Here is a 23,921-nt window from a genome sequence, read left to right on the forward strand (position 1 = left end):
CACCGTTAGCCAATCAATCTATAATTTTATGAATCCTGGTTTGTAATTTGGGTACCACCTCTTGCTCAAACCAGGGATTTTTACTTCTCCAAAAACGGTTCACCGGCGAGGGATGTGGTAAACACCAATAATCAGGTAGAAAATCCTGGTATGCACTTACTTTGTCGGTAAGATTTAATTTGCCGGGCAGGTAATAATTTGCTGCGTAGGCTCCAATTAGAATTTTAAGCTGAACATTCTTTAATTCTGAAAGAATAGTATCGTGCCACATTGGTGCACATTCTTTGCGAGGTGGCGCATCGCCGGTTTTAGCTTTCCCCGGATAGCAAAATCCCATAGGAAGAATCGCAAAATTATTATTATCGTAAAAAGTTGTTTCGTTTACCCCAAGCCATTCCCTGAGCTTTTTTCCGCTTTGATCATTCCAGGCAATGCCAGATTCATGAACTATTCTTCCCGGCGCCTGACTTATTAAAACAATTTTAGATTTTTTAGTGGCTTCTACAATAGGTCTTGCACCAAGCGGCAGATGCTTTTCACAAAATTTGCAGGCCCTGGCTTCTTTTAGCAATTCCTGCATTAAGATTTTCCTTTTACCACAATCACAATTTCTCCTTTAGGCGGCTTTTTGGTGTAATGCTGAAGAACCTCAGCTGCTGTACCGCGAATTGTTTCTTCGTGAAGTTTAGTAATTTCCCGCGAAACCGAAACCGGCCTGTCTTCGCCAAAATACTCTGAAAAATGTTTTAAGGTTTTCAGCAATTTATGAGGCGATTCGTAAAAAATCATAGTTCGGGTTTCTTCCGCAAGTAGATTCAAGCGCGTTTGCCGGCCTTTTTTTACCGGTAAAAAACCTTCAAAAATAAATTTATCGTTAGGAAAGCCACTATTTACCAGCGCCGGAACAAAAGCCGTAGCGCCCGGAAGACAATCTACTTCTATGCCTGCTTCAACACAAGCGCGTGTTAATAAAAACCCGGGATCTGAAATTGCGGGAGTTCCCGCATCACTTATTAGTGCTATATTTTCGCCGCTTTTAATCCGTTCAACTATGTGATCTACCGTTTTATGCTCGTTGTGCATATGATGACTTTGCATATGCGTACCAATATCAAAATGCTTTAAAAGTTTCCCGCTATTTCGAGTGTCTTCGGCAAGAATTGTATCTACTTCTTTTAGCACTTTCACCGCCCTAAAAGTCATATCGTCCAAATTTCCTATTGGTGTAGGTACCAGGAATAATTTTCCCATTAAAGCGAATTTAATTACTGAATTTGTTCTCTATTTTGGCCATAAATCGCTCTTCGTAATCCTCTTTTCCCTCCCAGTGATTATAATCTGGCTTCACCACCAACTGGATGAATTTTTGGGCTTCATCTAAAGAACTAAAAGTATTTAACTGGGAAAGTACCCGATTATAATCTGAAGAATTTCCGTCAAATAGATTTTTTATAAATGAAAGTCGTTCGTTAAGCCCAATATTTATTCCTTTTTTCAACCTGTCGTTTACAGACTTTGGTCTTTGGTCCTTTTGCCGATTATTCAAGGGTTCGAAATCGGGAAGATTATCATAATCTACCCCAATATTTCTAAAATCGTTTTTGGGAGCTTCGGTTTTTGGTTTTGGTGGCTCTTCTTCCATTTGAAGAGATTGCTGTTGTGCCGGCTGTGCCTGTGGTTTAGGATTTGCCTGTTCAATAAGCTCATCTACACGCTCGGCTTCCGCAGGCATTTGCGCAACGATATCTTTTATTTTTTCGGTATTGGGTTCGGTAATTGCATCGGCATCTTCCCGGTATTCGGTTCCATCTGGAGCATAATCGTCACGTTCGTGCTGTACCGGTGTTTTAGCCTGAACTTTCTTCTCAATCTTAGGCGTTGGTGTGGCTTCAGGAGCCTCAAATGCCTCAAGATTTTTTTCAGTGAAATTCAATATAGAAAGTTGCTCATATAAGGTTGCCGCTTTTAATTTAAGCGCTTTGGTATCTAAATTTTCTTTTTCAGAAATTATTTCTTCGGCAAGTTTTACTAACTCTTTTTTAAGTCTGTTTTTCATTTTTCAGCAATATTTATGAACCCACTTTTTATTTAAAGTCTATCTCAAGTTTCAATATAACACTTACAAAAAAAGTGCCTTAATATGGTTTAATAACTTTAGTGGTTACCAACCGCTAATGGCTTGTATTTTTAATAAATTTGTTCCACCTTTATCAAAAAGGGCAAGTTCCCATTTCGATTTGAAAATTACAAAATGTTTCTCGAAAATACAGTAAATCACGAAGAGCAATTTGGCTGGATTGAAGTTATTTGCGGCAGTATGTTCTCTGGCAAGACCGAAGAACTAATTCGCCGTTTAAAAAGAGCCCAATTCGCCAAACAAACCGTAGAAATCTTTAAACCCGCCATAGACACGCGCTATGACGAGGAAATGGTGGTGTCTCATGATTCCAATGAAATTAGGTCTACTCCCGTTCCTTCGGCTTCCAATATCAGGATTCTTGCCGATGGTTGTGATGTGGTAGGAATAGACGAAGCCCAGTTTTTTGATGACGAAATTGTAACGGTTTGCAACGATCTCGCCAATAGAGGAATTCGGGTAATTGTGGCCGGATTGGATATGGATTTTAAAGGAAATCCTTTTGGCCCTATGCCCTATCTTATGGCTACTGCAGAGTATGTGACCAAAGTACACGCAGTTTGCACCCGCACCGGAAACCTGGCACAATTTAGCTATAGAAAAGCTGTTAATGATGATCTGGTTTTTCTAGGTGAAAATGAAGAATACGAACCTTTAAGCCGTGGTGCCTATTACAAAGCTATGCTTAGGGAAAGGGTTAAGAAATTAGATGTGAAAGATGCCGAAGAATTGCAACCTAACCTAAAGAAAAAGAATGCCTAAAGCCGAAGAAACCGTTCTGGAAATAGACCTTAACACCTTAGCTCATAATTTTAAAACCATAAAATCGCAGTTAAAACCCGGTGTTAAATTTATGTCGGTAATTAAAGCTTATGCCTATGGAAATGATTCTGTAGCAATGGCGAATAAATTAGAAGAACTGGGCACCGATTATTTTGCGGTTGCTTATACCGAAGAAGGCATTAGACTGCGGGAAGCAGGAATTAGCAAACCTATTTTAATACTGCACCCACAACCCGTAAATTATCCTGAAATAATTGAACATTGCCTGGAGCCAAATTTATACAGTGCAAGAACACTTCAGCTTTTTATAGAGCTCGCTGAAAAGCAAAAACAGAAAAATTATCCGGTGCATCTAAAATTTAATACGGGAATGAACCGTCTTGGATTTACTGAAGCCAATTATCATCATATTCCAGAGAAATTAAAGAAAACTAAATCGGTAAGAATAGCTTCGGCCTTTTCCCATTTAGCAGCCAGCGAAGATTGGAAAGAGCGAGAATTTACCCTTTCTCAAATTTATAAATTTAAAGATCTGGCGGGTAAACTTTTGGAAGATATTGACTACGAACCGCTTTTGCATCTTTGTAATACCTCAGCGGTTTTTAATTATCCTTCTGCCGCTTTTTCTATGGTAAGAAGCGGTTTGGGACTGTACGGTTTCGCCAATGACGATAACCTCAACAAGAAACTTAAACCTGTGGGCACTTTAAAGTCGGTAATTTCTCAAATTCAAAACTTGGAAGAAGGAGATACGGTGGGCTATGGCCGTGCTTTTAAAGCCGAAAAAACGACAAGAATAGCTACCCTTCCTGTTGGCCACGCCGATGGTATAAAACGCATATATGGCCACGGAAAAGCCGGGGTTTTTGTTAATGGAGAATATGCTCCTATTGTTGGTAATGTTTGTATGGATATTATTATGATAAACGTGACCCACATTGACTGTAAAGAAGGTGATGAAGTAATAATCTTTGGCGGTCCCCAACCTGTTCCCGAACTTGCTGCAAAAGGAGGAACCGTTTCTTATGAGCTTATTACCGGTATTTCACAAAGAGTAAAACGGATAATTATTAAATGATTTTTTCTAACCAATTATTGTGTAATTTGGTTAGTTACTAACCTAATTAGAATTTATCATGAGTTTTATCCAGGATTTTAAAAAATTTATGCTCAAGGGTGATATTATAGCCCTTGCTACTGCGGTGGTGATAGGTGCCGCTTTTAACAAAATCATCGCTTCTGTAGTGGCGGATGTGATTATGCCTATTATTGGTTTAATAACAGGTGGAACAGATTTTTCACAAAAATTTATTGCTCTAGACGGAGTTTCTTACGAAACATTAGAAGCTGCAAAAGAAGCTGAAGCCGCTGTAATTACTTATGGAAATTTAATAGATACCATTATCCATTTTGTAATCGTTGCATTTTTTATATTTTTGGTATTGAGGGCTTACGAAAAGACCAAAAAGGAAAAAGAAGCTCCAAAATTGGTGGAGCCAAAAGGCCCAACCCAGGAAGATTTGCTAACCCAAATTAGGGATGAGCTAAAAAAACAGAATAGTTCGACTTAAAAATGTCTAAAAATACGAGCACCGCTATACTGCTCATTTTAAATAAATCGTAATTTAATTAAACCCCACAGGAAACTGTGGGGTCTTTTTTTAACGAAAAACACGAATTAGTTTAAAAACAATAATTCTTTTCAATTTTAAGGGCTGGGACTATGTAAGTTAAGTTGGGGATAATAAATTTGCGGCTGATTAAATTAACAGGTGTCGAAAGCTGTTAATACAATTTGAAAAAAGCGTAATAGATTTCCGTCTTCACGGAATGACAAAAATTAAGTTATGAGAATAGCAGTAGTAGGCGCTACCGGAATGGTAGGCGAGATCATGTTAAAAGTTTTAGCCGAAAGGAATTTTCCGGTTACAGAATTATACCTGGTTGCTTCAGAAAGGTCAGTTGGGAAAAAGATCAATTTTAAAGGAAAAGAATATGAAGTAATTGGTTTGCAAACGGCGGTAGACCTTAAACCAGATATTGCGCTATTTTCTGCCGGTGGAGAAACTTCTTTAGAATGGGCTCCAAAATTTGCCGAAAATGGAACAACGGTGGTAGATAATTCTTCGGCCTGGAGAATGGATAAAACCAAAAAATTGGTAATTCCGGAGATTAATGCTTCAGAATTAACTAAAGAAGACAAGATCATCGCCAACCCAAACTGTTCTACCATCCAGTTGTTGATGGCTTTAAAACCGTTGCACGATGCTTTCAAAATTAAGCGTGTTATCGTTTCTACTTACCAGTCTATTACCGGTACCGGCGTAAAAGCGGTGGAGCAATTGGAAAATGAATACAAAGGTGAAAAAGGCGAAATGGCCTATCCTTACCCTATTCATAAAAATGCACTTCCGCATTGTGATGTGTTCCAGGAAAACGGGTACACCAAAGAAGAAATGAAACTTACCAAAGAGACCAAAAAGATTTTAGGAGATGAGTCGGTATTGGTGAGTGCTACCGCGATTAGAATTCCGGTGGTTGGCGGACATTCAGAATCTGTGAATATCGAATTCGAAAATGAATTTGATGAAGCTGAAGTAAGAAAAATTTTAAGTGAATTTCCAGGGGTAACGGTACAGGATAATCCCGTTACCAACACTTACCCGATGCCTATTTATGCTGAAGGAAAAGATGATGTTTTTGTTGGCAGGATTCGAAGAGATTATTCACAACCTAAAAGCTTAAATATGTGGGTGGTGGCCGATAATCTTAGGAAAGGGGCAGCTACCAATACCATACAAATTGCCGAATACCTGATTAAAAATAAATTAGTGTAAACGGTAGCAAACAAAAAATTAACTAATGCCTGTAAAATTGTAACTTACAGGCATTTTTTAGTACTAACTGTTTGTATCAAAACATAATTTATGAAAAAAACATTACCCGGAATTTTTGCTCTTGCCGTCCTGGCTTCCTGCAATGATTCTAAATCAGAAAAAGAAATCAGTTTGAATTATCCTGAAACCAAAAAAGTAGATACGGTAACCGATTATTTTGGAACCGAAGTAAAAGATCCTTACCGCTGGCTGGAAGACGATCGTAGCGAAGAAACCGAAGAATGGGTAAAAGCCCAGAATGAGGTAACTTTCGATTATCTAAACAGTATTCCTTATAAAAAAGAGCTTGAAGAAAGACTTTCAGAAATATGGAATTACGAAAAAATAAGTGCTCCTTTTGAAGAAGGCGATTACACCTATTTCTATAAAAACGATGGTTTACAAAATCAATACGTGGTTTATAGAAAAAAAGACAAAGATGGGGAAACAGAAGTTTTCCTGGATCCTAATAAATTCAGTGAAGACGGTACTACTTCTCTTGCCGGCTTAAGTTTTTCTAAAGATGGCAGCAAAGCCGCTTACGCTATTTCTGAAGGTGGTAGCGATTGGAGAAAAATAATCATTATAGATGCCGAAAATAAAGAACGTGTAGAAGATACTATTCAGAATGTAAAATTTAGCGGAATTTCCTGGAAAGGAAACGAAGGCTTTTACTATTCAAGCTACGAAAAGCCAGAAGGCAGCGAGCTTTCGGCAAAAACAGATCAGCATAGATTATTTTACCACAAACTGGGAACTCCACAAAGTGATGACAAAATAATTTTTGGAGATACTGAAGAACAAAAACATCGTTACGTAGGCGGTGGCGTTTCAGAAGATGATCGGTTTTTATTTATTTCTGCAAGAAACTCAACTTCCGGCGGGAAACTTTTTATGATGGATCTCTCCAAGAATAACCCTGAATTGGTTACTATTTTAGACCACGAAAACACCGATAGCTACGTAATTACCAATGAAGACAGCAAATTGTTTATCGTTACCAATATGGATGCGCCAAATCGTAAGGTTGTGACCGTAGATGCCGCAAATCCTTCTCCTGAAAACTGGGAAGACTTTATTCCTGAAACCGAAAACGTATTGAGCCCTTCTACCGGCGGCGGCTATTTCTTTGCCGAATATATGGTAGATGCAGTTTCTGAAGTAAAGCAATACGACTATGACGGAAAATTAGTTCGTGAAGTTGAACTTCCGGGAATTGGTTCTGCAGGCGGATTTGGTGCAAAAAAGGAAAAAGAAGAATTGTATTATTCTTTCACAAACTATGTGACTCCAGGTACCATCTATAAATACAATATTGAAGAAGGGACTTCTGAGGTTTATAACAAACCAAATATAAAATTCAATCCAGACGATTACGAAAGCAAGCAGGTTTTTTACACCTCAAAAGACGGGACAAAGGTTCCTATGATCATTACCCACAAAAAAGGTCTTGAGCTTAACGGTAAGAACCCAACGATGCTTTATGGTTATGGAGGATTCAATGTTAGTTTAACGCCTTCTTTTAGCACCGCAAATGCGATTTGGATGGAACAAGGCGGAGTTTACGCCGTGCCAAACCTTAGAGGTGGTGGTGAATATGGAAAAGAATGGCATGATGCGGGTATAAAACTTAAAAAACAAAACGTTTTTGACGATTTTATCGCTGCTGCGGAATACTTAATTGAAGAGAATTATACCTCTAGCGATTACCTGGCCATTCGTGGTGGTTCTAACGGCGGACTTTTAGTTGGCGCAACAATGACCCAGCGTCCAGATCTTATGAAAGTGGCTTTACCGGCCGTTGGCGTAATGGATATGCTGCGTTACCACACTTTCACTGCCGGTGCAGGTTGGGCGTACGATTATGGAACTTCCCAGGATAGCAAAGAGATGTTTGAATATCTTTACAACTATTCTCCTGTTCATAACATTGAAAAAGGAACCGAATATCCTGCTACTTTGGTGACCACAGGAGATCACGACGATCGTGTGGTACCTGCGCATTCGTTTAAATTCGCTGCTGAATTGCAGGAAAAACATGCTGGGAAAGAACCTGTTTTAATCAGGATTGAAACCAAAGCCGGTCACGGTGCAGGGAAACCTACGAAAATGATTATTGAAGAATATGCCGATATTTTTGGGTTTACCCTTTATAATATGGGCTTTGATGTACTTCCAAATAAAACTAAAGAAGAAGTAAAAGGATAAGATACTTTAATCCTAAGTTTAAACCTCACAGGTTTCTAAAACCTGTGAGGTTTTTTTATATAAATTGGAATAACTAAAAAAAGGTTTTTGAACCATACTTAGATCCTGAAATAAATTCAGGATGACGTGATAGGAACTTTTTTATTCCCAGCTTTAAGTAAGATTTGGTTAATTCTAAAACAAAACCTCATCAATTTTTTTTAAAACACTTTCAGGAGAAATACTGCGAATGGCATTCTTATAAGCTTCAGGATATTTATTTCCGTAAACAGAAGTTGGTATTTTTGGATATTGAGTAAGATCAGGGAGTAAACTGTTACTTTCTGGTTGATTAAAAGGCGCAAACCCCGCATAAGGATGCGTAACACCCCAAATGGTAATCACCGGTGTTCCAAACATCGCAGCCATATGGCCATTTCCGCTATCCATAGAAAGCATAGCGTCAAGATTAGCAATAAGCGCAAGTTCTTCGGCTAAAGTCAGTTTTCCGGCAATGCTAATCGTGTTTTTAAATTTTTTAGACCAATGTTCTAATTGTTTAGTTTCCTCTTCCCCACCGCCAAACAATAAAACCTTGATTTTTGGATTTTCGCTTAATCCCTCTAAAACTTCTTCCATTAGATCTGCTGGGTAAGCTTTAGAATTATGCTGTGCAAAAGGCGCAATCCCAAGCCATTTTTTAGGTTCGGTGCCTACCAGTTCTCTTATCTTTTCTGAAAGCTTTTCTTTCTTCGGAAATTGATGCTTGCTAAGATCAAGAGGATAACCTAAAGCTTCAAACACATCGGCATAGCGTTGTATCGTAGGTTTTAATTGCTTAAAGATCTTGTTATTTTCACGGGTGAGCGCTTTCTTTTCATTCCGGCCCTTATCGATTTGCTTTACCGGAATCCCAAACATATAGAACACCGATTTCAGCACATTACTGCGTAACACATTGTGAAGATCTGCTACTATATCAATTCCTGCATCTCTAAGTTCCTTTGCCAATCTGCCAAGCCCAATTACCCCACTATGCACCCCTTTAATATCGGTTTTGTAAACCGAAACCCCAGGAATTCCTTTAAACATTGGTTCAAAAAAACCCCGGGTTAAAACCGTAATTTTTAAGTTTGGATAGCTGGCAGTTAATACCCGCAATACGGGAACGGTCATCGCTACATCACCCATAGCCGATAACCTAATCACGAGAATATGAGAAGCGTCCTCTGCCCGCGGCATCTCCCCCGATGGGGAAGAAATATTTTGCATAACGGGAGATTGCTTCTTCATGTTGAATAGTCTTAAAGCTTTACTTTTTTCTAAGTACTGGATTCAATTCATCGTCATTGTACATTTTCATCTGTCTGTACACTTTCATATATTTTTTTCCGGCAGCAATATCTTCTAACAATTGGTTTATCGCTGTAGAAAGGTCTACACGCTGTTCCAGCAACACATCAAGCTTAGCTTTACACCTCATCTGGTGCTCTTGCGAGGCGTCTTCCCGGTTGGCTTCTTCGTGCATATGATAGATCTTCAAAGCTAAAATAGAAAGCCTGTCTATCGCCCAGGCCGGACTTTCAGAATTAATTGTAGCATCAGCCTTTGGCTCTACATTTTTAAATTTTTCAAGAAAATAGCTGTCAATATATTCTACCGTGTCAGTGCGATCCTGGTTAGAAGCATCTATCTGTCGTTTTAGCGTCAATGCATCAACCGGATCGATATGCTTATCCCTAATTATATCCTCGTAATGCCATTGTACAGTGTCGATCCAGCATTTTCTGTACAACAAATGCTCAATTAGTTCATTTTCGCTGTCGTAAGGATTTTCAAACGGCTGCTCTACCGTATCTTTTTCGTGATATTTTTCTATTACTTCCTGGAAAATCTTATTTGCTTTATCTGAAAACATAAATTATTTTTTTTCTAAAATGTGGAGATATTCTGTAGTGTTATTGGCCGTATGGTTTCGGTTTTCGGTTCTATCTGCTTTAAATCGCTTATAATTTCTAGTGACCAAATCGTAATTTCCAAAACGGCTCATTACTTTTTTTATTTCTTCGGAAGGCATTAGACCTTCGTTATTATAGCTGAAAAATATATACCTGAAACGGGCATTTTCTACCAGATCCCGAAAAGATTTTTCAACCTCTTTCCTTCTGCAATAATTAGAACGATAATAATCCCGAAGCCCGGTTTTACCTCTGGGTGCAAAGGTATCATATTTTGCGATGGTATTTAAAATATGGTAGTTCGCGCCATATTGACGCGCATTGTAAGGCGGATCTAAATACAGAATATCCCCTTCTATTTCCTTAATTAATTGATTTGCATCTTTTTGAAACACCTTATGTGGATGCGCTGTCAATTCAAATTTAGCCGGTTGCAACTTTAATTCTTTTTGAGCCGTAGGTTTTACTTTCTTTAAAAAAGCAGCATAAACCGAAGCGGTGTTCGCTACTTTATCGGCACTCTCCAATAAAGAAGCCAGGAGGAAAAAATACTGGTTTTCCCCTATTTTTTTATTCAATTTCCAATTATCTATTTGCTGCCTAATTGCGTCAATTCTCTTTCCGTTTGCTTCAGAAAAATAGAGCCTGCCAGCCTCACCATTTTCGCTGTATTCCTCGAAAACAAAGCCTGTTTTACCTTGAAGGTTATTTAATTCCACCAATAACGCTTCAGATTCCAGATGCTGGTGATTTTCGATATAATTTTTCAGTAAAATATAGCTATAAAACTCAATATCGTTAGCAATCACCGATTTTACTGAAGTTTTAAATTTTCTCCCCACACTACCGGTTCCCGCAAAGAGATCGCAAAATACCATTTGTGAAAGATCTTCAGAAACCACTTCTGATACGGTAGATTTAATAAAATCTCCAAGCCTATGTTTAGAACCTATATAATTCATTTTATCGCTCAAATCACATCAGCTAATGTGGTTTTACTTTGCTGAAATTGGAATTTTTTTAGTTGTGAAGTTTCAAAAGTAGCAACATATTTTGCAATCACCCCCGGGGTTAAACACTTTTAAAAAATCAATGGAATGCTCAATGGCATTAAGATAAGCAATGCCAGTAAAACTTCCCGGAAAAGCTTATCGCTTTTTTGGTCAAAATAAATAGACGCAATAATACTAAGCGGTACAAAAAAGAAAATAAGCTCGCTACCATCTTTGGTTGGAGCAAAAACAGCGACAGCGACAGCGGTTAATAAACTGAGCAAAACCAGGTTTAAGGAAGGTTTCATAGACACACTTGCTTTGTTCACCACGGCAAAAAACTTAACCAATGTCCAAAATGTGAGCGCCAAAATTATACTTAAGGGAATAAGAATTTTAGGATTTTGATAATTTGAATAATCAAAATAATTCCACTGAAACCACTCTGAAAATGTATAAAACTGATCGTAGGTAATAATGTGAAAATTTTGAGTTAGCGCCGCAACCGCTAAAACGGCAATAGGTGGAATTAACCAGTTTTTAAGTTTTGGCAAATAATATAAAATCCCGGCATAAACGACCACTAAAAACAAAATAGACCAGAAATAAAAAAGCGAAGCGATGCAGATCCAAAAGGTAGCGTCAAAGATTTTCTTTTGAGTAACTTTTTTAGTTTGCAAACTAATAACCCTTCTTAATGCAAAAAGCACACATAAATTCGCGAAAATCGCCTGGTGGTTTCTTAAAAGAGCAAAAAATGAAGCCGAAAAAATAACAAAAAATAAGATCTTATAAGCGCTACGCTGGGTAAGTTCATTCTTTTTAGCAATAAAATTTAGCACAAAAGCACTAAGGATAAGACTTAGTAAAACTACCAGCTTTTCTAAAAAATTAAAGATCTCAAATTCCAAAAACCACGCTTTAAAATTGGCGATTATAAAAAATATGATCAAAAAAATAGTGATCGCTACGCCGTTTACCGGTTTTGATTTGCCAAAAAAGCTTGTTAGCATTGTGGTTTTTTATATTTTTGTATTCTTAAATACAGCAAAGTTAGTTATTGAACGTCTTTAGAGACACTTTAATATAGCTTTGAAAACTTGAACTTAAATTCAAAAATAATGTTAAGAGATATATTTGAAGGTATTGCCTACTTATTTGAAGAAATACTTTTCTATCCTTTAGATTTATTAAGAGATCTGGAATTAGAATCCTGGTGGGCTGCAAATGCCTTAAATTTCATTTTTATCCTTGTTGGGCTAGCTGCATTTGCTTATTGGATGAAGCAACTTAAGCACTACAACGATATTAAAGATGATGATCGTGATCCAACAGCTCACTCTTTTTTAGGATAAATCAAACCCAAGATCTTTTCTATAATACATCTTATCAAAATGTAGTTTCTCTGCATTTTGGTAAGATTTTTTTAGTGCCTCTTTGTAATCTTTCCCGAAAGAAGTCACCGCAATCACCCGGCCACCACTGGTCACAATTTTACCGCCTTCATTTTTAGTCCCGGCGTGAAATACAATTGACCCTTCTACTTTATCAAAACCGGTAATTTCTTTAGATTTCTCATAAGCTTCAGGATAACCTTCAGATACCAACATAACCGTTGCGGAGGTACGCTCATCAAGCTCCAAGCTAGCTTCGTTTAATTTTCCTTCAGAAACTTTTTCAAAAATGTCTACAAGATCAGATTTTATACGCGGCAGCACCACCTCTGTTTCCGGATCTCCCATTCTTACATTATATTCTATCACGTAAGGCTCATTATCCACTTTTATTAGCCCAATAAAGATGAAGCCTTTATAATCTATATTTTCTTCCTGAAGTCCTTTTACCGTAGTTTTTACAATTCGTTCTTCAATTTTCCCCATCAATTCATCATCTACAAAAGGAACTGGAGAGATCGCACCCATTCCGCCGGTATTTAAGCCGGTGTCGCCTTCACCAATTCTTTTATAATCCTTGGCGGTTGGCAAGATTTTGTAGTTTTTCCCATCTGTAAGTACAAAAACGCTTAACTCGATGCCGTCTAAGAATTCTTCGATCACCACTTTCGCGCTTGCTGCACCAAATTTCTTTTCGGCTAGCATATTTTGAAGTTCCTGTTTTGCTTCCTCCAGATCATTTAAGATCAAAACCCCTTTTCCGGCTGCAAGTCCATCGGCTTTTAAAACATAAGGAGGCTTTAAGGTTTCCAGGAATTTTTTCCCCGCTTCCAGGCTTTTTTCGGTAAAACTCTCATAAGCTGCGGTAGGAATTTTATGAATTGCCATAAACTCTTTGGCGCGTTCTTTACTTCCTTCTAAAAGTGCTCCTCTTTTTGACGGGCCAATAACTTTAACTTGCTTTAAAGCCTCATCTTCGGCAAAGAAATCGGTAATGCCTTCAACTAAAGGGTCTTCAGGACCTACCACTAGCATTTCGATTTTCTCTTTCAGCACAAAATCTTTAATAGCCTTAAAATCGGTCACTTTAAGATCAATATTTTCAGCTATTTCAGCGGTTCCAGCATTGCCAGGGGCTACAAAAAGTTGAGAACATTTTGGGCTCTGTGCCAGTTTATAAGCAAATGTATGTTCGCGTCCGCCGGCGCCAAGAATTAAAATTTTCATCCTGAAGTGATTTTAGTTATGGCATCAAAAATAATTGTTTGTAAATTGAAGCACCAATAATTTGTGATAAAAAAGCCTATTTGCCCTTGGACTGGTTTAAACTTTCGCTGCAGCTTAATAAATTCCCTATAAACCGGGCGCAAAAGGCATTGGAGGAAATTCAGGAAATCCCGGAAAAACAATACGAAACTTACCTTCTGGAAAAACGAAAGGAAATTGTTGAATATCATCTAAAGAACAATCGGTTTTATAAGGATTTCTTCGGAAAATCTAATTTCACCACCTGGAGCGAAGTGCCTGTAATGACTAAACCCGATTTACAGCAGAAACTGGAAAACCGACTTAGTAAAGGCTTTACAAAATCTACCGCTTATATTGGGAAAACCTCCGGTAGTAGTGGCACACCGTTTATTTTCGCTAAAGATAAATTTGCACACGCCTTAAGTTGGGCTGGATTCCATGAGAGATACCAATGGTTCGGCATTGACCTCAACAAATCCTTACAGGCCAGGTTTTATGGTATCCCCTTAGATTTATATGGAAATATCCAGGAAAGAATTAAAGACCGAATTAGTTTACGCCGCAGGTTTCCCATTTTTGATCTTAGTGAAGAAAAGATGGAAAAATTTCTGAAGCGTTTTCAAAGATCAGACTTCAGCTATATTAATGGTTACACCAGTGCTGTATTGCTTTTTGCAAAATTTCTGGCCAGTAAAAATCTTATTCTGAAAGAAGTTTGCCCCAATCTAAAACTTTGTATAGTTACTTCAGAACGCTTATTTAAAAAGGACAAAGAACTAATGCAAACCGTGTTTGGTGTGCCTGTAGTCAACGAATATGGTGCCAGTGAAGTGGGACTTATTGCTTTTGAAAACCCTAAAAATGAATGGATAATTAATTCTGAAGATCTCTTTTTAGAGATTCTGGATAAAAATAATCAAGCCGTTCCTTATGGAACCGAAGGACGTATCGTGATTACTTCACTTTACAATAAAGCCCATCCTATGATTCGCTACGATATTGGCGATAGCGGCATACTTTCTAGTAAAAGCACTGCAAAAACACCAATTTTAGAAAAATTGATTGGTCGCACCAATGATATCGCTAAACTCCCTGAAGGAAAAGTTGTACCCGGACTTACGTTCTATTATGTTACCAAAAGCATAATAGAAGACACAGGCAGCATTAAAGAATTTATTGTTAATCAAAATGCACCCGATTCTTTTAAAATTGAATATGTAAGCAAGGAGAATTTTTCTAAAAATCAGGAACAAAAAATTTTACAGGCCATTGAGACCTATGTGGGGAAAAACCTGAAAGTAACTTTTGAAAGAAAAGATACCCTTAAAAGAAGTAAAAGCGGAAAGTTGAAACAATTCACTTCAGATTTGTAATTTTTTCATAGCCACGAATTCACGAATATTTTCTGAAAATTGCTTACTTAAGAAAGTGATGGATAAACCGAAACTTAGAACCCGATCAAAATCGGGGCAGGCTCTGAAATAAATCCAGGCTTACGAAAATCATTTAATCTTCTTTACTTGCTTCTTTTTTACTAAAAAATGTTCCTTTAAAAATACAAGCATATAACCGGTACTTTTGATGAAGTTGAATCCTAAAATTTTATAGTAAATGTTGAAGTTGAATTTCAACATTTCAAGCTTATTCCTGGAGATAGATCCCTTTCTTACCCGATATTTCGCTAAACATTGTTGAATCCCTAACGCCGGTCCACCCTTTTTTACAGCTTCCAGCCATAGCGCCCAATCCTGTCTTTTCCTAATTTCGGGAGCATAGATCTTACCTAGTTTTTTAACGCTGTAAATTCCGGTAAGGTTGCCCAGGTAATTTGATTTGAGCAGTTTTTGATAAGTTAAAGTTGTTAGAGCTTCAATGATTTCATTTCTGGAATTTCCATTTTCGTCTATTTGTAGATAACTGGAAAAGCAAACCGAAGCATCCTGCTCCTGCATTATTTGAAGCTGGATTTGTAGCTTTTTAGGTTTCCATTGGTCATCTGCATCCAAAAAAGCTATAAAATCGCCCTGCGCAGCTTTAATTCCTTTATTTCGACTTATTCCTGTGCCGAAATTGTTTTGATTTTGAAGTATATTAATTCGAAAATCTTGCTTTGCTAGTTTTTCAGCTTTAGAAAAAGTAGTATCTGTAGAAGCATCATCAATAATAAACAATTCCCAATTGGAATATGTTTGAGCAATCACTGATTCCACGGCGGTTTCAATAAAATCTTCCGCATTAAAAGCGGGCATAATTACTGAAACCAAAGGATTATCCATAATTTGATTTAACGTCTTATATGCCCTGAAAAATCTTTGTGCTCACTTTTTTCCAGTTCTTCCGCACTCAGGCTTTTAAAATAATTGTAAGTGATTTTCATTCCTTCACTTCGAGAAACTTTTGGTTTCCAGCCTAAAACCTCTTTTGCTCTACTAATATCGGGTTGTCTTTTAAGCGGATCGTCTGCAGGAAGTTCTTTGTACACGATTACCTGATCGGTACCGGTAAGTTTCAGAATTTCTTCAGCAAAATCTTTAATGGTAATTTCATCTGGATTTCCAATATTCACAGGATCGGAATAATCGCTTAGCAACAACCTATAAATTCCTTCAATTTGATCGTCTACATAACAAAAAGAGCGCGTTTGTAAACCATCACCAAAAATAGTGAGATCTTCCCCACGAAGTGCCTGACCTATAAACGCAGGAATTACACGGCCATCGTTTAAACGCATCCTGGGACCATAAGTATTAAAAATCCTCGCAATCCTGGTTTCCAAACCGTGAAAGCGGTGGTATGCCATAGTAATAGATTCCTGAAAACGCTTAGCTTCATCGTAAACTCCACGCGGACCTATGGTGTTTACATTTCCGTAATATTCTTCATTTTGAGGATGAACTTGTGGGTCTCCATAAACTTCAGAAGTGGAAGCAATAAGAATTCTGGCGTTTTTCTCTTTCGCCAAACCAAGACAATGCAAAGTCCCAACTGATCCAACTTTTAAAGTTTGGATTGGAATTTTTAAATAATCTATAGGACTGGCGGGAGAAGCAAAATGTAAAATGTAATCCAGTTTCCCGGGAACGTGAATAAACTTAGTAATATCGTGATGAAAAAATTCAAAATTATCCAGCTTAAAAAGATGCTCAATATTCTTAAGATCGCCGGTTATAAGGTTGTCCATCCCAATAATATCATAACCTTCTTTAATAAACCTATCGCATAAATGCGAGCCTAAAAACCCGGCAGCACCGGTAATGAGTATTCTTTTTGCCATATTTTAAATTTGGTTGAAATTAATGAAATTCTTTCAGAATTAAGCATTTATCAATTTTTCGAGACTCACTTTCCAGTTAAGAATCGGTTTTGAAAATTGCTGTTCAATTTTGCTTTTATCCAGGACGCTATATTCAGGTCTTGCGGCAATGGTCTTAAAATTATTGCTCTTATTTAAAACTATGTCTTCTGAATTTCCCGTACATTCTAAAATCGTCTTTGCAAAATCGTACCAGGTAGCTTCGCCTAGATTGCTGAAATGATATAAACCAAAATCTTTATTTTCTGAAGCGATTATTTCTAAAACAAATTCAGCGAGGTCATTAGCATTTGTTGGCGTACCGGTTTGAGAAGTGGTAATATTGAGCTCCGCATTCTCTTCTATTTTTCTAAGTATCGTCTTATAAAAATTATGCCCGAATTCTGAATACAGCCAGGAAGTCCTAAAAATTAAATGTTCTTTTAAAACCTCAGCGATTAAATGTTCTCCCTTTAATTTTGAAGCGCCATAAATGTTAATAGGATTTGTCTTATCGGTTTCTATATAAGGTTTTTCAGCTTTGCCATCAAATACATAATCGGTAGAAAAATGAACTAAAGTTGCCCGATTTTCATTACAAACCTCAGCCAGGTTTTTCGCTCCTGTTGCGTTAATTTTAAAGGCTTTTTCTTCTTCAGATTCGGCTTTTTCAACATTGGTATAAGCTGCGCAATTAATTACCCAATCAAATTTTATTTCAGAAAATAGTTTTTCAAGTTTCGGTTTATCTGTAATATCTGCTTCCGAAGAAGATTTAAAAACAAAATTGCATTCAGTATAATTTTTCGAAATCTTTTTAAAACAAGCTCCCAATTGGCCAGAAGCACCGGTAACGAGAACATTTTTCATTTAAAAATCTCTTTTAAACGTGGTTGTTTTAAATCTTTATCTGAAATAATCATTTCTTCCTCCGGGAATTCCCAATCTATCGACAGGTCAGGATCGTTATAAATAATGCCTGCTTCAGAACCGGGATAATAATATTCATCGCATTTATAAGCAAAAACCGATGTTTCAGAAAGTGTTACGAAACCATGGCCAAAGCCTTTGGGAATATACAGTTGATATAAATTCTCGTGATCAAGAATAACTTTAAAACTCTTTTTAAACGTTGGCGATTCCGGCCTCAAATCTACCACCACATCTAATACTCTTCCATAAATAGCACGTACCAGTTTGGTTTGGCCAAATTCCCCGGTTTGGTAATGCAAGCCACGCAAAACCCCTTTATTGGAAATAGATTGATTATCCTGAACAAACTCTTTTTCTATGCCAGTTAATTCTATAAACTTCTTTTTGTGATAACTCTCCAAAAATAGACCGCGTTTATCTCGAAAAATATCGGGTTTTATGATGAAACAGTCTTTTAAAGGTGTTTCTTCAACTTTCATAAATTAAGATTTAAAGATTTGTTCCAGGATCTTTTCTGTAATTAAATAAGTAGGTTTTACACCCGTGGTTCCCAATCCTCCAGAAGCTAATGTACTACCGGTTTCTAATGGATTATCTGAAGCGTAATAAGCATATCTCACCTTCACGTCACTATTAATACTGCCTCTTAATTTTGAAGCCGCCTGAATAGCTTTTTGGTAATGTGCACCTTCCATCTCCAGTCCACTCACATTCCAGGTAGAATCGTGAAAGAATTTAAGAATATCGCGATTTTGAAGTGAAGTTCCTAAAACGGTGATCATCGCACCATCTACTACAGCAATATCGCTCTCTTCAAGATCGGCACGACTAAGTTCATTTTTAAAAGGATAGTTATCTGCAGTTCCTTCAAATAAATGGGCAGAAGGGATCATAATATCGCCTTTTCCACCTTCAAGAATCCCGGCTTTCCCCATAATAGAGATAGATTCTACATTCATTTTAATCTCGTTGCCTTCAAAATTGTAAGGTTTCAGCAGCTCATCCATAGTTTCATAAGCCTGCTCTCCAAAAGCATAATCCATCACGATAATAACAGGTGCCTCTTCTTCGGTTTTAATATCCCATGAGCCGTATTTTCCGTTTAATTTGGCGGTATCAAAAATTTGCACGTCAATATTGGTTCCACTTTTATCTTCTAAAAAGGTCATCCCATTATCTAAAGCAGATTTCATTACTTTGCTTCTCAACTCGCCATTGGTACTATTACTTAGCAATTCGTAAATTTCCAGTGGCTTTTTCTTTTTGAGTTCGGTTTTTAAGGCTGAAGGCGTATAAAGCGTGTTCATTACACTATGCATATTCGCACTAATAATGTGCAACGGCCGGTGCATTAAATTCTCTTTTATAAGATGTTGCTTAATATTATCGGCCCAAATCTCGCCATGAATATGGTGCCCCAAACGCTCACGTAATACTGGACTAAAAGTTATAATTCTTTTATCGTTATTTACCGTCTCTGCAATTGCCAGCTTCCCTAACCAGTAAATTATATTTAAAAACCGTTCAGGGTTTCCCGGTAAGGAGAACTTTGGATAGATATCCTGAACCTCATAGAAAGTTCGGCCTAAAATATTTGCAGTGTGAGTTAAAGCGATTTCGCGTTGTGCCTGGTCTAAAGGTTCTTCCTGTAAAACAGCTTTTTCCAGTTTTTGCCAGTCTCTGGTAACGCTACCTTCTTCATCTATAATTACGCGACGCATTATTTTATGAGATTCTACGAACAGAAAAGTAAGGTGTGTAAGAATATCATAGATCTCAGAACGGCCACGGGTTATTTCAATATTCATTTGCTCATCGTCTATCCTATAGCAGTTACGCCGACGTTTAGGCGGAACAATGGGCTTAAAATGCGAATTACCATAACCTTCATCACTGGTAAGGTTTATAAACCTGCATTCTTCAATTCCTTTTGGCAAACGGTCTATCACGTAAAGCAATCCGCTTAATTCGGCTTTATCATCAGCAATAGAACCATAAATTTCGGGACGAAGAATAAGTAAAGATTCCCTTAGCGTTTCCCCGGAAACTCCCATAGGTTTATAAAAACCACGATTAAAAAGGTGACGCATGGTAATATACATACGTTCTATGGCGTGGGTACTTTCCTGGGCGCGGGTGCGGCCTAGTAATTTTAGATTTATCATTTTTTTTATGCTTTTATTATTTTCTCCAGAACTTCAGCAATTTTACGATCGTTGGCCAGGCGTGGCAGTTTATTTTGCCCGCCCAATTTGCCAATAGATTTCATATACTGCTGAAAACCGTTTTCCGGAACTCTTGATATTTTTAATGGCTGAAGTATCTTCCCTTCAATAAGATCAAAATAGTAAGAATTTTGCTTTTGAAGACTTTCATCCAGAGTTTTACTGAATTTCGCCAGATCTTCAGGCTCTTTTTCAAATTCTATAAACCACTCATGATAGGGTAATTCTTCATTTTTAGGGGTAATTTGAGGCGCTACCGTAAACTCGCTAATTCTCGCCTTGGTTGCTGCAGTAGCTTCCTGCATTGCTTCTTCTACTTCTTTAGCGATCACGTGTTCCCCAAAAGCCGAAATAAAATGCTTAATCCTTCCTGAAACCATTACTCGGTAAGGATTTGTACTTGTAAATTGTACCGTATCTCCAATATTGTAAGCCCAAAGGCCCGCATTTGAAGAGACCAGCATTACGTAATTCACACCCATTTCTACTTCGCCAACTGTAAGTCTTTTAGGATTTTCGTCGAAAAATTCATCTGCTTTTATAAACTCGTAGAACATTCCTGAATCAAGTTGCAGTAACATTCCTTTTTCGGTTTGTTTATCCTGAAAAGCGAAAAATCCTTCTGATGCAGGATATAATTCTATACTATCTACTTTTCTGCCAATAAGGTTTTCAAATTTAGAGCGGTAAGGTTCGTAATTTACACCACCGTAAATAAACAAGTCAAAATTCGGGAATAGCTCCCCTACTTTCTTTCCGGTTTTTTGCTGAAGTTTTTCAAAATACATTTGAACCCAGGAAGGAATACCGCTAATAACGCTCATATTTTCGTTTCGGGTTTCTTCTACGATGGCATCAACTTTAGTCTCCCAATCGTCAATACAATTGGTTTCCCAACTTGGCATCCTATTTTTCTGAAGATAGGAAGGCACGTAATGCGCCACGATCCCAGATAAACGACCTAGTTTTACACCGTTTTTCTCTTCCATCTCGGGACTTCCCTGGAGGAAAATCATTTTTCCGTCTACAAATTTAGCATTTCCGGTTTCAGCGATATAACATAAAATCGCATTCCTCGCCGCATTTATATGCGAAGGCATAGAATCTTTGGTAAGCGGAATATACTTGGCGCCACTGGTTGTACCCGAGGTTTTAGCGTAATATAAAGGTTTTCCCGGCCATAATACATCTTCTTCTCCGGCTACCATTTTATCTACATAAAAACGTAATTCTTCATAATCCCGAACCGGTACTTTTTTAGAGAAATCGGCATAAGATTTAATATTTTTAAAATCGTGATCCTTTCCGAATTTTGTGTCTTTGGCTTTGTCAATTAGTTCCTGAAATACCTTCTTTTGTGTGGCTTCAGGTTTTGAAGCCCATTTATCTATTTTTTTGCGGATATTTTTAGCAAAAATCTTTGCTCCAAACGACTTTAAAGACATAAGTTTTTTTGAAATTAAATGGTATGCTATTACTTAAGCAACAGCTTAGCGCTGCAAAGGTCGTGATTTATTAATCAAAATCAATATAATCTGTAGGGTCTACGGGCACGGCTTCATTCCAAAGCTCAAAATGTAAATGAGGGCCGGTAGTATATTCTCCGGTAGAACCGGCAGTTGCAATAACTTCTCCCCTTCTCACATTTTCGCCCTGTTCTTTAGATAGGGAAGCGTTGTGCTTGTAAACAGATAACAACCCATATTCATGCTTAATAATAATTACGTAACCGGTTTCTGTAGTCCATTCTGAAAAAATAACACGACCATCGGCTACAGATTTAACCGGAGTGTTCTTAGCAACCACAATATCTACAGCATAGTGTTTGTCTTTAGCATCATAGCCTTCAGAAATTGAACCTTTAACCGGTGGAAATAAAGAAAAATCTATATTATCTGTAGCAGAGGGCAACACGTTGTATTTATCTTCCTGGGCAACTTCTTCCCGCAAAAGAGAATCGGCGCGAGAGGGTTCAATGGCTTCAATTTCCTGCTCCATAATAGGATTTTCTAAAAGGGAATCTCTATGCAAACTGGAAGTATCGGCTTTACCTGTAAGTACATTTTTTATAGAACTTAAATATTGATTATTAAGTTTTAAAACCTGCTGTAGGGAATCTGACTGGTAAGCTAATTGAGAAGCCTGTTGTTTTAATTGCGCAGAAGAATAACCGGGAATATATTCTTTAAGCGGAGTAAAAGCGATAATATATGTAGTGGCTGCAATAAGAATTATAGCACTTAAAGTAATAGTGACAAAAACATTGAGCCGCGTTAATTTAAAAGAGAGTTTTTCCTCAAAAGTATCTTCATTTAAAACCACCATACGGTATTTATGAAGTAACTTCCTGGTTATTTTTTTCCTGTCCTTTTTATTTTTAGCCATAATTCATTTACAAATATAATTTAAAATTTGTGTCACTTAATGAAGTTCATAAACATACTCCCAATTTTGAGCCATCCTGCTGATATGAAGAATGAATTTAGCGGTAAGCTCCTTTATATTTTATATAACCTAAGTCAAGTATAACTTAAATTTAAGCTATATTAACGTTGAAATTGCTTTATTCTTGTTAAGTTTGTAATATTAAATCATATATTATGAACGCATTTATTTTACCATTAGCCATTGGTGCCCCACAAATAATATTAATTGTTGTGGTAATTTTGCTTCTATTTGGAGGCCGAAAAATTCCTGAATTGATGAGAGGATTAGGTAGTGGAATTAAAGAATTTAAAGACGCTTCTAAAGACGAAGACGGCGAAAAGAAAGTTCCATCTGATGATAAGAATTTTTCTAACGAGAAAAAATAGACAAATACCTACCTTATAAAAAAAGCCCGAACTTTTTAAGTTTGGGCTTTTTTATTTGTTAAACGTAAAAGGTAAATATTATTCAATATCGGCCGATTGCAGGATAGCATCCAATTCAAACATATTGTCCCGTTTTCCTCTAGATGGAGAGAAAACAAAGCCTTCAATAACTAAAAAGCGATCATTTGCTTCATCTTTAATAGCATAGTTTAAAAATGGCCCAGCCATAAATGCGCCCTTTACCTCCCAGGTTCCACGGGTTTCATAAGCGAATTTTCCATCAATTTCAGTTTCAAAAAGATAAGGAGCGTAAGCTTCTTCCGTGATCATATGAGTTCCTTCCGTAGGGCCGGGAATATGTGCTTTTCCAATTGAATCACGCATTTTTATGATATTACCAATGGTATTGGTATCGGCCTCAATTTGATTAATTGGAACTTCATAAATAAGGATTTCCATATTTCCTTTTGGAATCTCTTTTCTTATCCAAACAAAATCTTCTTCTTCCAGGGCATATCTGTAAGCAGAAGGAAAATCAAGTGATAAACCGAACTTTTCTTCCAACTTACCATCCTTTTTAAGCGACTTTCGCATTCGGCGTTGCTTCTCTTTCATTTCAGTCTCCTTAAAGGCTGAAACCAGCTTTTGGGAACTTTCATTAATCACATGAACAAGTTCTTCTTCGCTTTCACCAGAGATAATTACCCCGGTTTGCGGGCGGGCATAAAGATCTTTTACAATCCTGGCCCCGGCATCATCACCTTCCTGTACAGAGATAAACGAACGGTTTCTTCGCACAAAACCACTAAATGTTTCAGGGGGAATTTGGCTTAAAGAGAACATTGGCTCCTCCTGCGGAAGACCTTCTACCGTAGCGGCAAAATTATTCCTTATCGCTTCCCCAACCTGGCCTTCCCAAAGCTCATTTTCAATGATTAAGGTAATTTGATTAATATTTCCTGAAGAATCTGAAAGGATACGTTCTTCTGCTTTATCTCCATTTTCATTACAAGAGACTAGAAAAACTAAACTGAATAGAAGAAATAATGTTTTTTTCATTGTTTTTAGTTTGGTTTGAAATGA

General features: G+C 37.3%; 24 protein-coding genes. 8 read left to right on the forward strand and 16 right to left on the reverse strand.

What is annotated here, in order from left to right; genetic code table 11:
• Nucleotides 1-13 precede the first annotated feature (13 nt).
• From APB85_RS05115 to APB85_RS05125, 3 genes are read right to left on the reverse strand one after another with little or no spacing between them, the layout of a single operon-like run.
• A complete protein-coding gene (locus tag APB85_RS05115; RefSeq protein ID WP_057480953.1) occupies nt 14-580 on the reverse strand; it encodes a uracil-DNA glycosylase family protein in 567 nt (188 codons plus the stop codon).
• Complete coding sequence (rsmI, locus tag APB85_RS05120; RefSeq protein ID WP_057480952.1) at nt 580-1,251, reverse strand: 16S rRNA (cytidine(1402)-2'-O)-methyltransferase; 672 nt, start codon at nt 1,249-1,251, stop codon at nt 580-582. Before rsmI ends, APB85_RS05115 begins: the two co-directional genes overlap by 1 nt.
• Before the next feature lie 10 nt (nt 1,252-1,261).
• Entirely contained in the window at nt 1,262-2,056 is a 795-nt protein-coding gene (locus APB85_RS05125; protein WP_057480951.1) for a hypothetical protein, read from the reverse strand.
• A gap of 195 nt (nt 2,057-2,251) precedes the next feature.
• On the opposite strand from APB85_RS05125, the gene APB85_RS05130 reads away from it, so the two are divergent.
• From APB85_RS05130 to APB85_RS05150, 5 genes are all read left to right on the forward strand, one after another.
• Nucleotides 2,252-2,899, forward strand: coding sequence for a thymidine kinase (locus APB85_RS05130; protein WP_057480950.1), 648 nt, complete (start codon nt 2,252-2,254; stop codon nt 2,897-2,899).
• A complete protein-coding gene (gene alr, locus APB85_RS05135) occupies nt 2,892-3,998 on the forward strand; it encodes an alanine racemase (protein ID WP_057480949.1) in 1,107 nt (368 codons plus the stop codon). Before APB85_RS05130 ends, alr begins: the two co-directional genes overlap by 8 nt.
• Nucleotides 3,999-4,056: 58 nt before the next feature.
• The gene (gene mscL / locus APB85_RS05140) at nt 4,057-4,491 is read left to right on the forward strand and encodes a large conductance mechanosensitive channel protein MscL (protein WP_057480948.1); all 435 of its coding nucleotides are present in this window, start codon (nt 4,057-4,059) and stop codon (nt 4,489-4,491) included.
• Between the two features lie 276 nt (nt 4,492-4,767).
• Nucleotides 4,768-5,757, forward strand: a complete 990-nt coding sequence (locus tag APB85_RS05145; RefSeq protein WP_057480947.1) for an aspartate-semialdehyde dehydrogenase — start codon at nt 4,768-4,770, stop codon at nt 5,755-5,757.
• Nucleotides 5,758-5,847: 90 nt separating this feature from the next.
• Nucleotides 5,848-8,004: a prolyl oligopeptidase family serine peptidase gene (locus APB85_RS05150; RefSeq protein WP_057480946.1), complete on the forward strand. Its 2,157-nt coding sequence runs from the start codon at nt 5,848-5,850 to the stop codon at nt 8,002-8,004.
• 174 nt (nt 8,005-8,178) lie between these two features.
• Here the strand turns inward: APB85_RS05150 and APB85_RS05155 are convergent, their stop codons facing one another.
• From APB85_RS05155 to APB85_RS05170, 4 genes are all read right to left on the reverse strand, one after another.
• Nucleotides 8,179-9,225: a glycosyltransferase family 9 protein gene (locus tag APB85_RS05155; RefSeq protein ID WP_057481066.1), complete on the reverse strand. Its 1,047-nt coding sequence runs from the start codon at nt 9,223-9,225 to the stop codon at nt 8,179-8,181.
• A 70-nt stretch (nt 9,226-9,295) separates the two neighbouring features.
• Nucleotides 9,296-9,901 (reverse strand): DUF4254 domain-containing protein, encoded by a 606-nt coding sequence (locus tag APB85_RS05160; RefSeq protein WP_057480945.1) that lies wholly within the window; start codon nt 9,899-9,901, stop codon nt 9,296-9,298.
• A 3-nt stretch (nt 9,902-9,904) separates the two neighbouring features.
• Entirely contained in the window at nt 9,905-10,903 is a 999-nt protein-coding gene (locus tag APB85_RS05165; RefSeq protein WP_057480944.1) for a DNA adenine methylase, read from the reverse strand.
• A gap of 119 nt (nt 10,904-11,022) precedes the next feature.
• A complete protein-coding gene (locus tag APB85_RS05170) occupies nt 11,023-11,946 on the reverse strand; it encodes a DUF6427 family protein (protein WP_057480943.1) in 924 nt (307 codons plus the stop codon).
• A 108-nt stretch (nt 11,947-12,054) separates the two neighbouring features.
• Between APB85_RS05170 and APB85_RS05175 the strand changes: the two genes are divergently transcribed.
• On the forward strand, nt 12,055-12,288 hold the full coding sequence (locus APB85_RS05175) for a DUF6341 family protein (protein WP_057480942.1): 234 nt from the start codon (nt 12,055-12,057) through the stop codon (nt 12,286-12,288).
• On the opposite strand, the gene purD is transcribed toward APB85_RS05175, so the two are convergent.
• Nucleotides 12,280-13,554, reverse strand: a complete 1,275-nt coding sequence (gene purD / locus APB85_RS05180; RefSeq protein ID WP_057480941.1) for a phosphoribosylamine--glycine ligase — start codon at nt 13,552-13,554, stop codon at nt 12,280-12,282. The genes APB85_RS05175 and purD overlap by 9 nt on opposite strands.
• An 86-nt stretch (nt 13,555-13,640) precedes the next feature.
• Here purD and APB85_RS05185 point away from each other — a divergent pair, with 86 nt between their 5' ends.
• Complete coding sequence (locus tag APB85_RS05185; RefSeq protein ID WP_057480940.1) at nt 13,641-14,948, forward strand: phenylacetate--CoA ligase family protein; 1,308 nt, start codon at nt 13,641-13,643, stop codon at nt 14,946-14,948.
• 129 nt (nt 14,949-15,077) lie between these two features.
• Here APB85_RS05185 and APB85_RS05190 read toward each other — a convergent pair whose 3' ends face one another.
• From APB85_RS05190 to APB85_RS05220, 7 genes are all read right to left on the reverse strand, one after another.
• On the reverse strand, nt 15,078-15,851 hold the full coding sequence (locus APB85_RS05190; protein ID WP_057480939.1) for a glycosyltransferase family 2 protein: 774 nt from the start codon (nt 15,849-15,851) through the stop codon (nt 15,078-15,080).
• Nucleotides 15,852-15,859: 8 nt separating this feature from the next.
• The gene (locus tag APB85_RS05195; RefSeq protein WP_057480938.1) at nt 15,860-16,849 is read right to left on the reverse strand and encodes a UDP-glucuronic acid decarboxylase family protein; all 990 of its coding nucleotides are present in this window, start codon (nt 16,847-16,849) and stop codon (nt 15,860-15,862) included.
• A gap of 39 nt (nt 16,850-16,888) precedes the next feature.
• On the reverse strand, nt 16,889-17,737 hold the full coding sequence (gene rfbD, locus APB85_RS05200; RefSeq protein WP_057480937.1) for a dTDP-4-dehydrorhamnose reductase: 849 nt from the start codon (nt 17,735-17,737) through the stop codon (nt 16,889-16,891).
• Nucleotides 17,734-18,279 (reverse strand): dTDP-4-dehydrorhamnose 3,5-epimerase, encoded by a 546-nt coding sequence (gene rfbC / locus APB85_RS05205; protein WP_057480936.1) that lies wholly within the window; start codon nt 18,277-18,279, stop codon nt 17,734-17,736. Before rfbC ends, rfbD begins: the two co-directional genes overlap by 4 nt.
• 3 nt (nt 18,280-18,282) lie before the next feature.
• Nucleotides 18,283-19,965: a DUF6909 family protein gene (locus APB85_RS05210; RefSeq protein ID WP_057480935.1), complete on the reverse strand. Its 1,683-nt coding sequence runs from the start codon at nt 19,963-19,965 to the stop codon at nt 18,283-18,285.
• A gap of 5 nt (nt 19,966-19,970) precedes the next feature.
• Nucleotides 19,971-21,470, reverse strand: a complete 1,500-nt coding sequence (locus APB85_RS05215; RefSeq protein WP_057480934.1) for a GH3 auxin-responsive promoter family protein — start codon at nt 21,468-21,470, stop codon at nt 19,971-19,973.
• A gap of 70 nt (nt 21,471-21,540) precedes the next feature.
• Nucleotides 21,541-22,410 (reverse strand): M23 family metallopeptidase, encoded by an 870-nt coding sequence (locus APB85_RS05220; protein WP_057480933.1) that lies wholly within the window; start codon nt 22,408-22,410, stop codon nt 21,541-21,543.
• A 215-nt stretch (nt 22,411-22,625) separates the two neighbouring features.
• On the opposite strand from APB85_RS05220, the gene tatA reads away from it, so the two are divergent.
• Nucleotides 22,626-22,838 (forward strand): twin-arginine translocase TatA/TatE family subunit, encoded by a 213-nt coding sequence (gene tatA / locus APB85_RS05225; protein WP_057480932.1) that lies wholly within the window; start codon nt 22,626-22,628, stop codon nt 22,836-22,838.
• Between the two features lie 78 nt (nt 22,839-22,916).
• Here the strand turns inward: tatA and APB85_RS05230 are convergent, their stop codons facing one another.
• Nucleotides 22,917-23,897 (reverse strand): DUF4837 family protein, encoded by a 981-nt coding sequence (locus APB85_RS05230; protein WP_057480931.1) that lies wholly within the window; start codon nt 23,895-23,897, stop codon nt 22,917-22,919.
• Between the last annotated feature and the right edge of the window lie 24 nt (nt 23,898-23,921).

Origin of the sequence: Salegentibacter mishustinae, from assembly GCF_002900095.1 — a bacterium.
In the GTDB taxonomy this organism is placed as follows: domain Bacteria; phylum Bacteroidota; class Bacteroidia; order Flavobacteriales; family Flavobacteriaceae; genus Salegentibacter; species Salegentibacter mishustinae.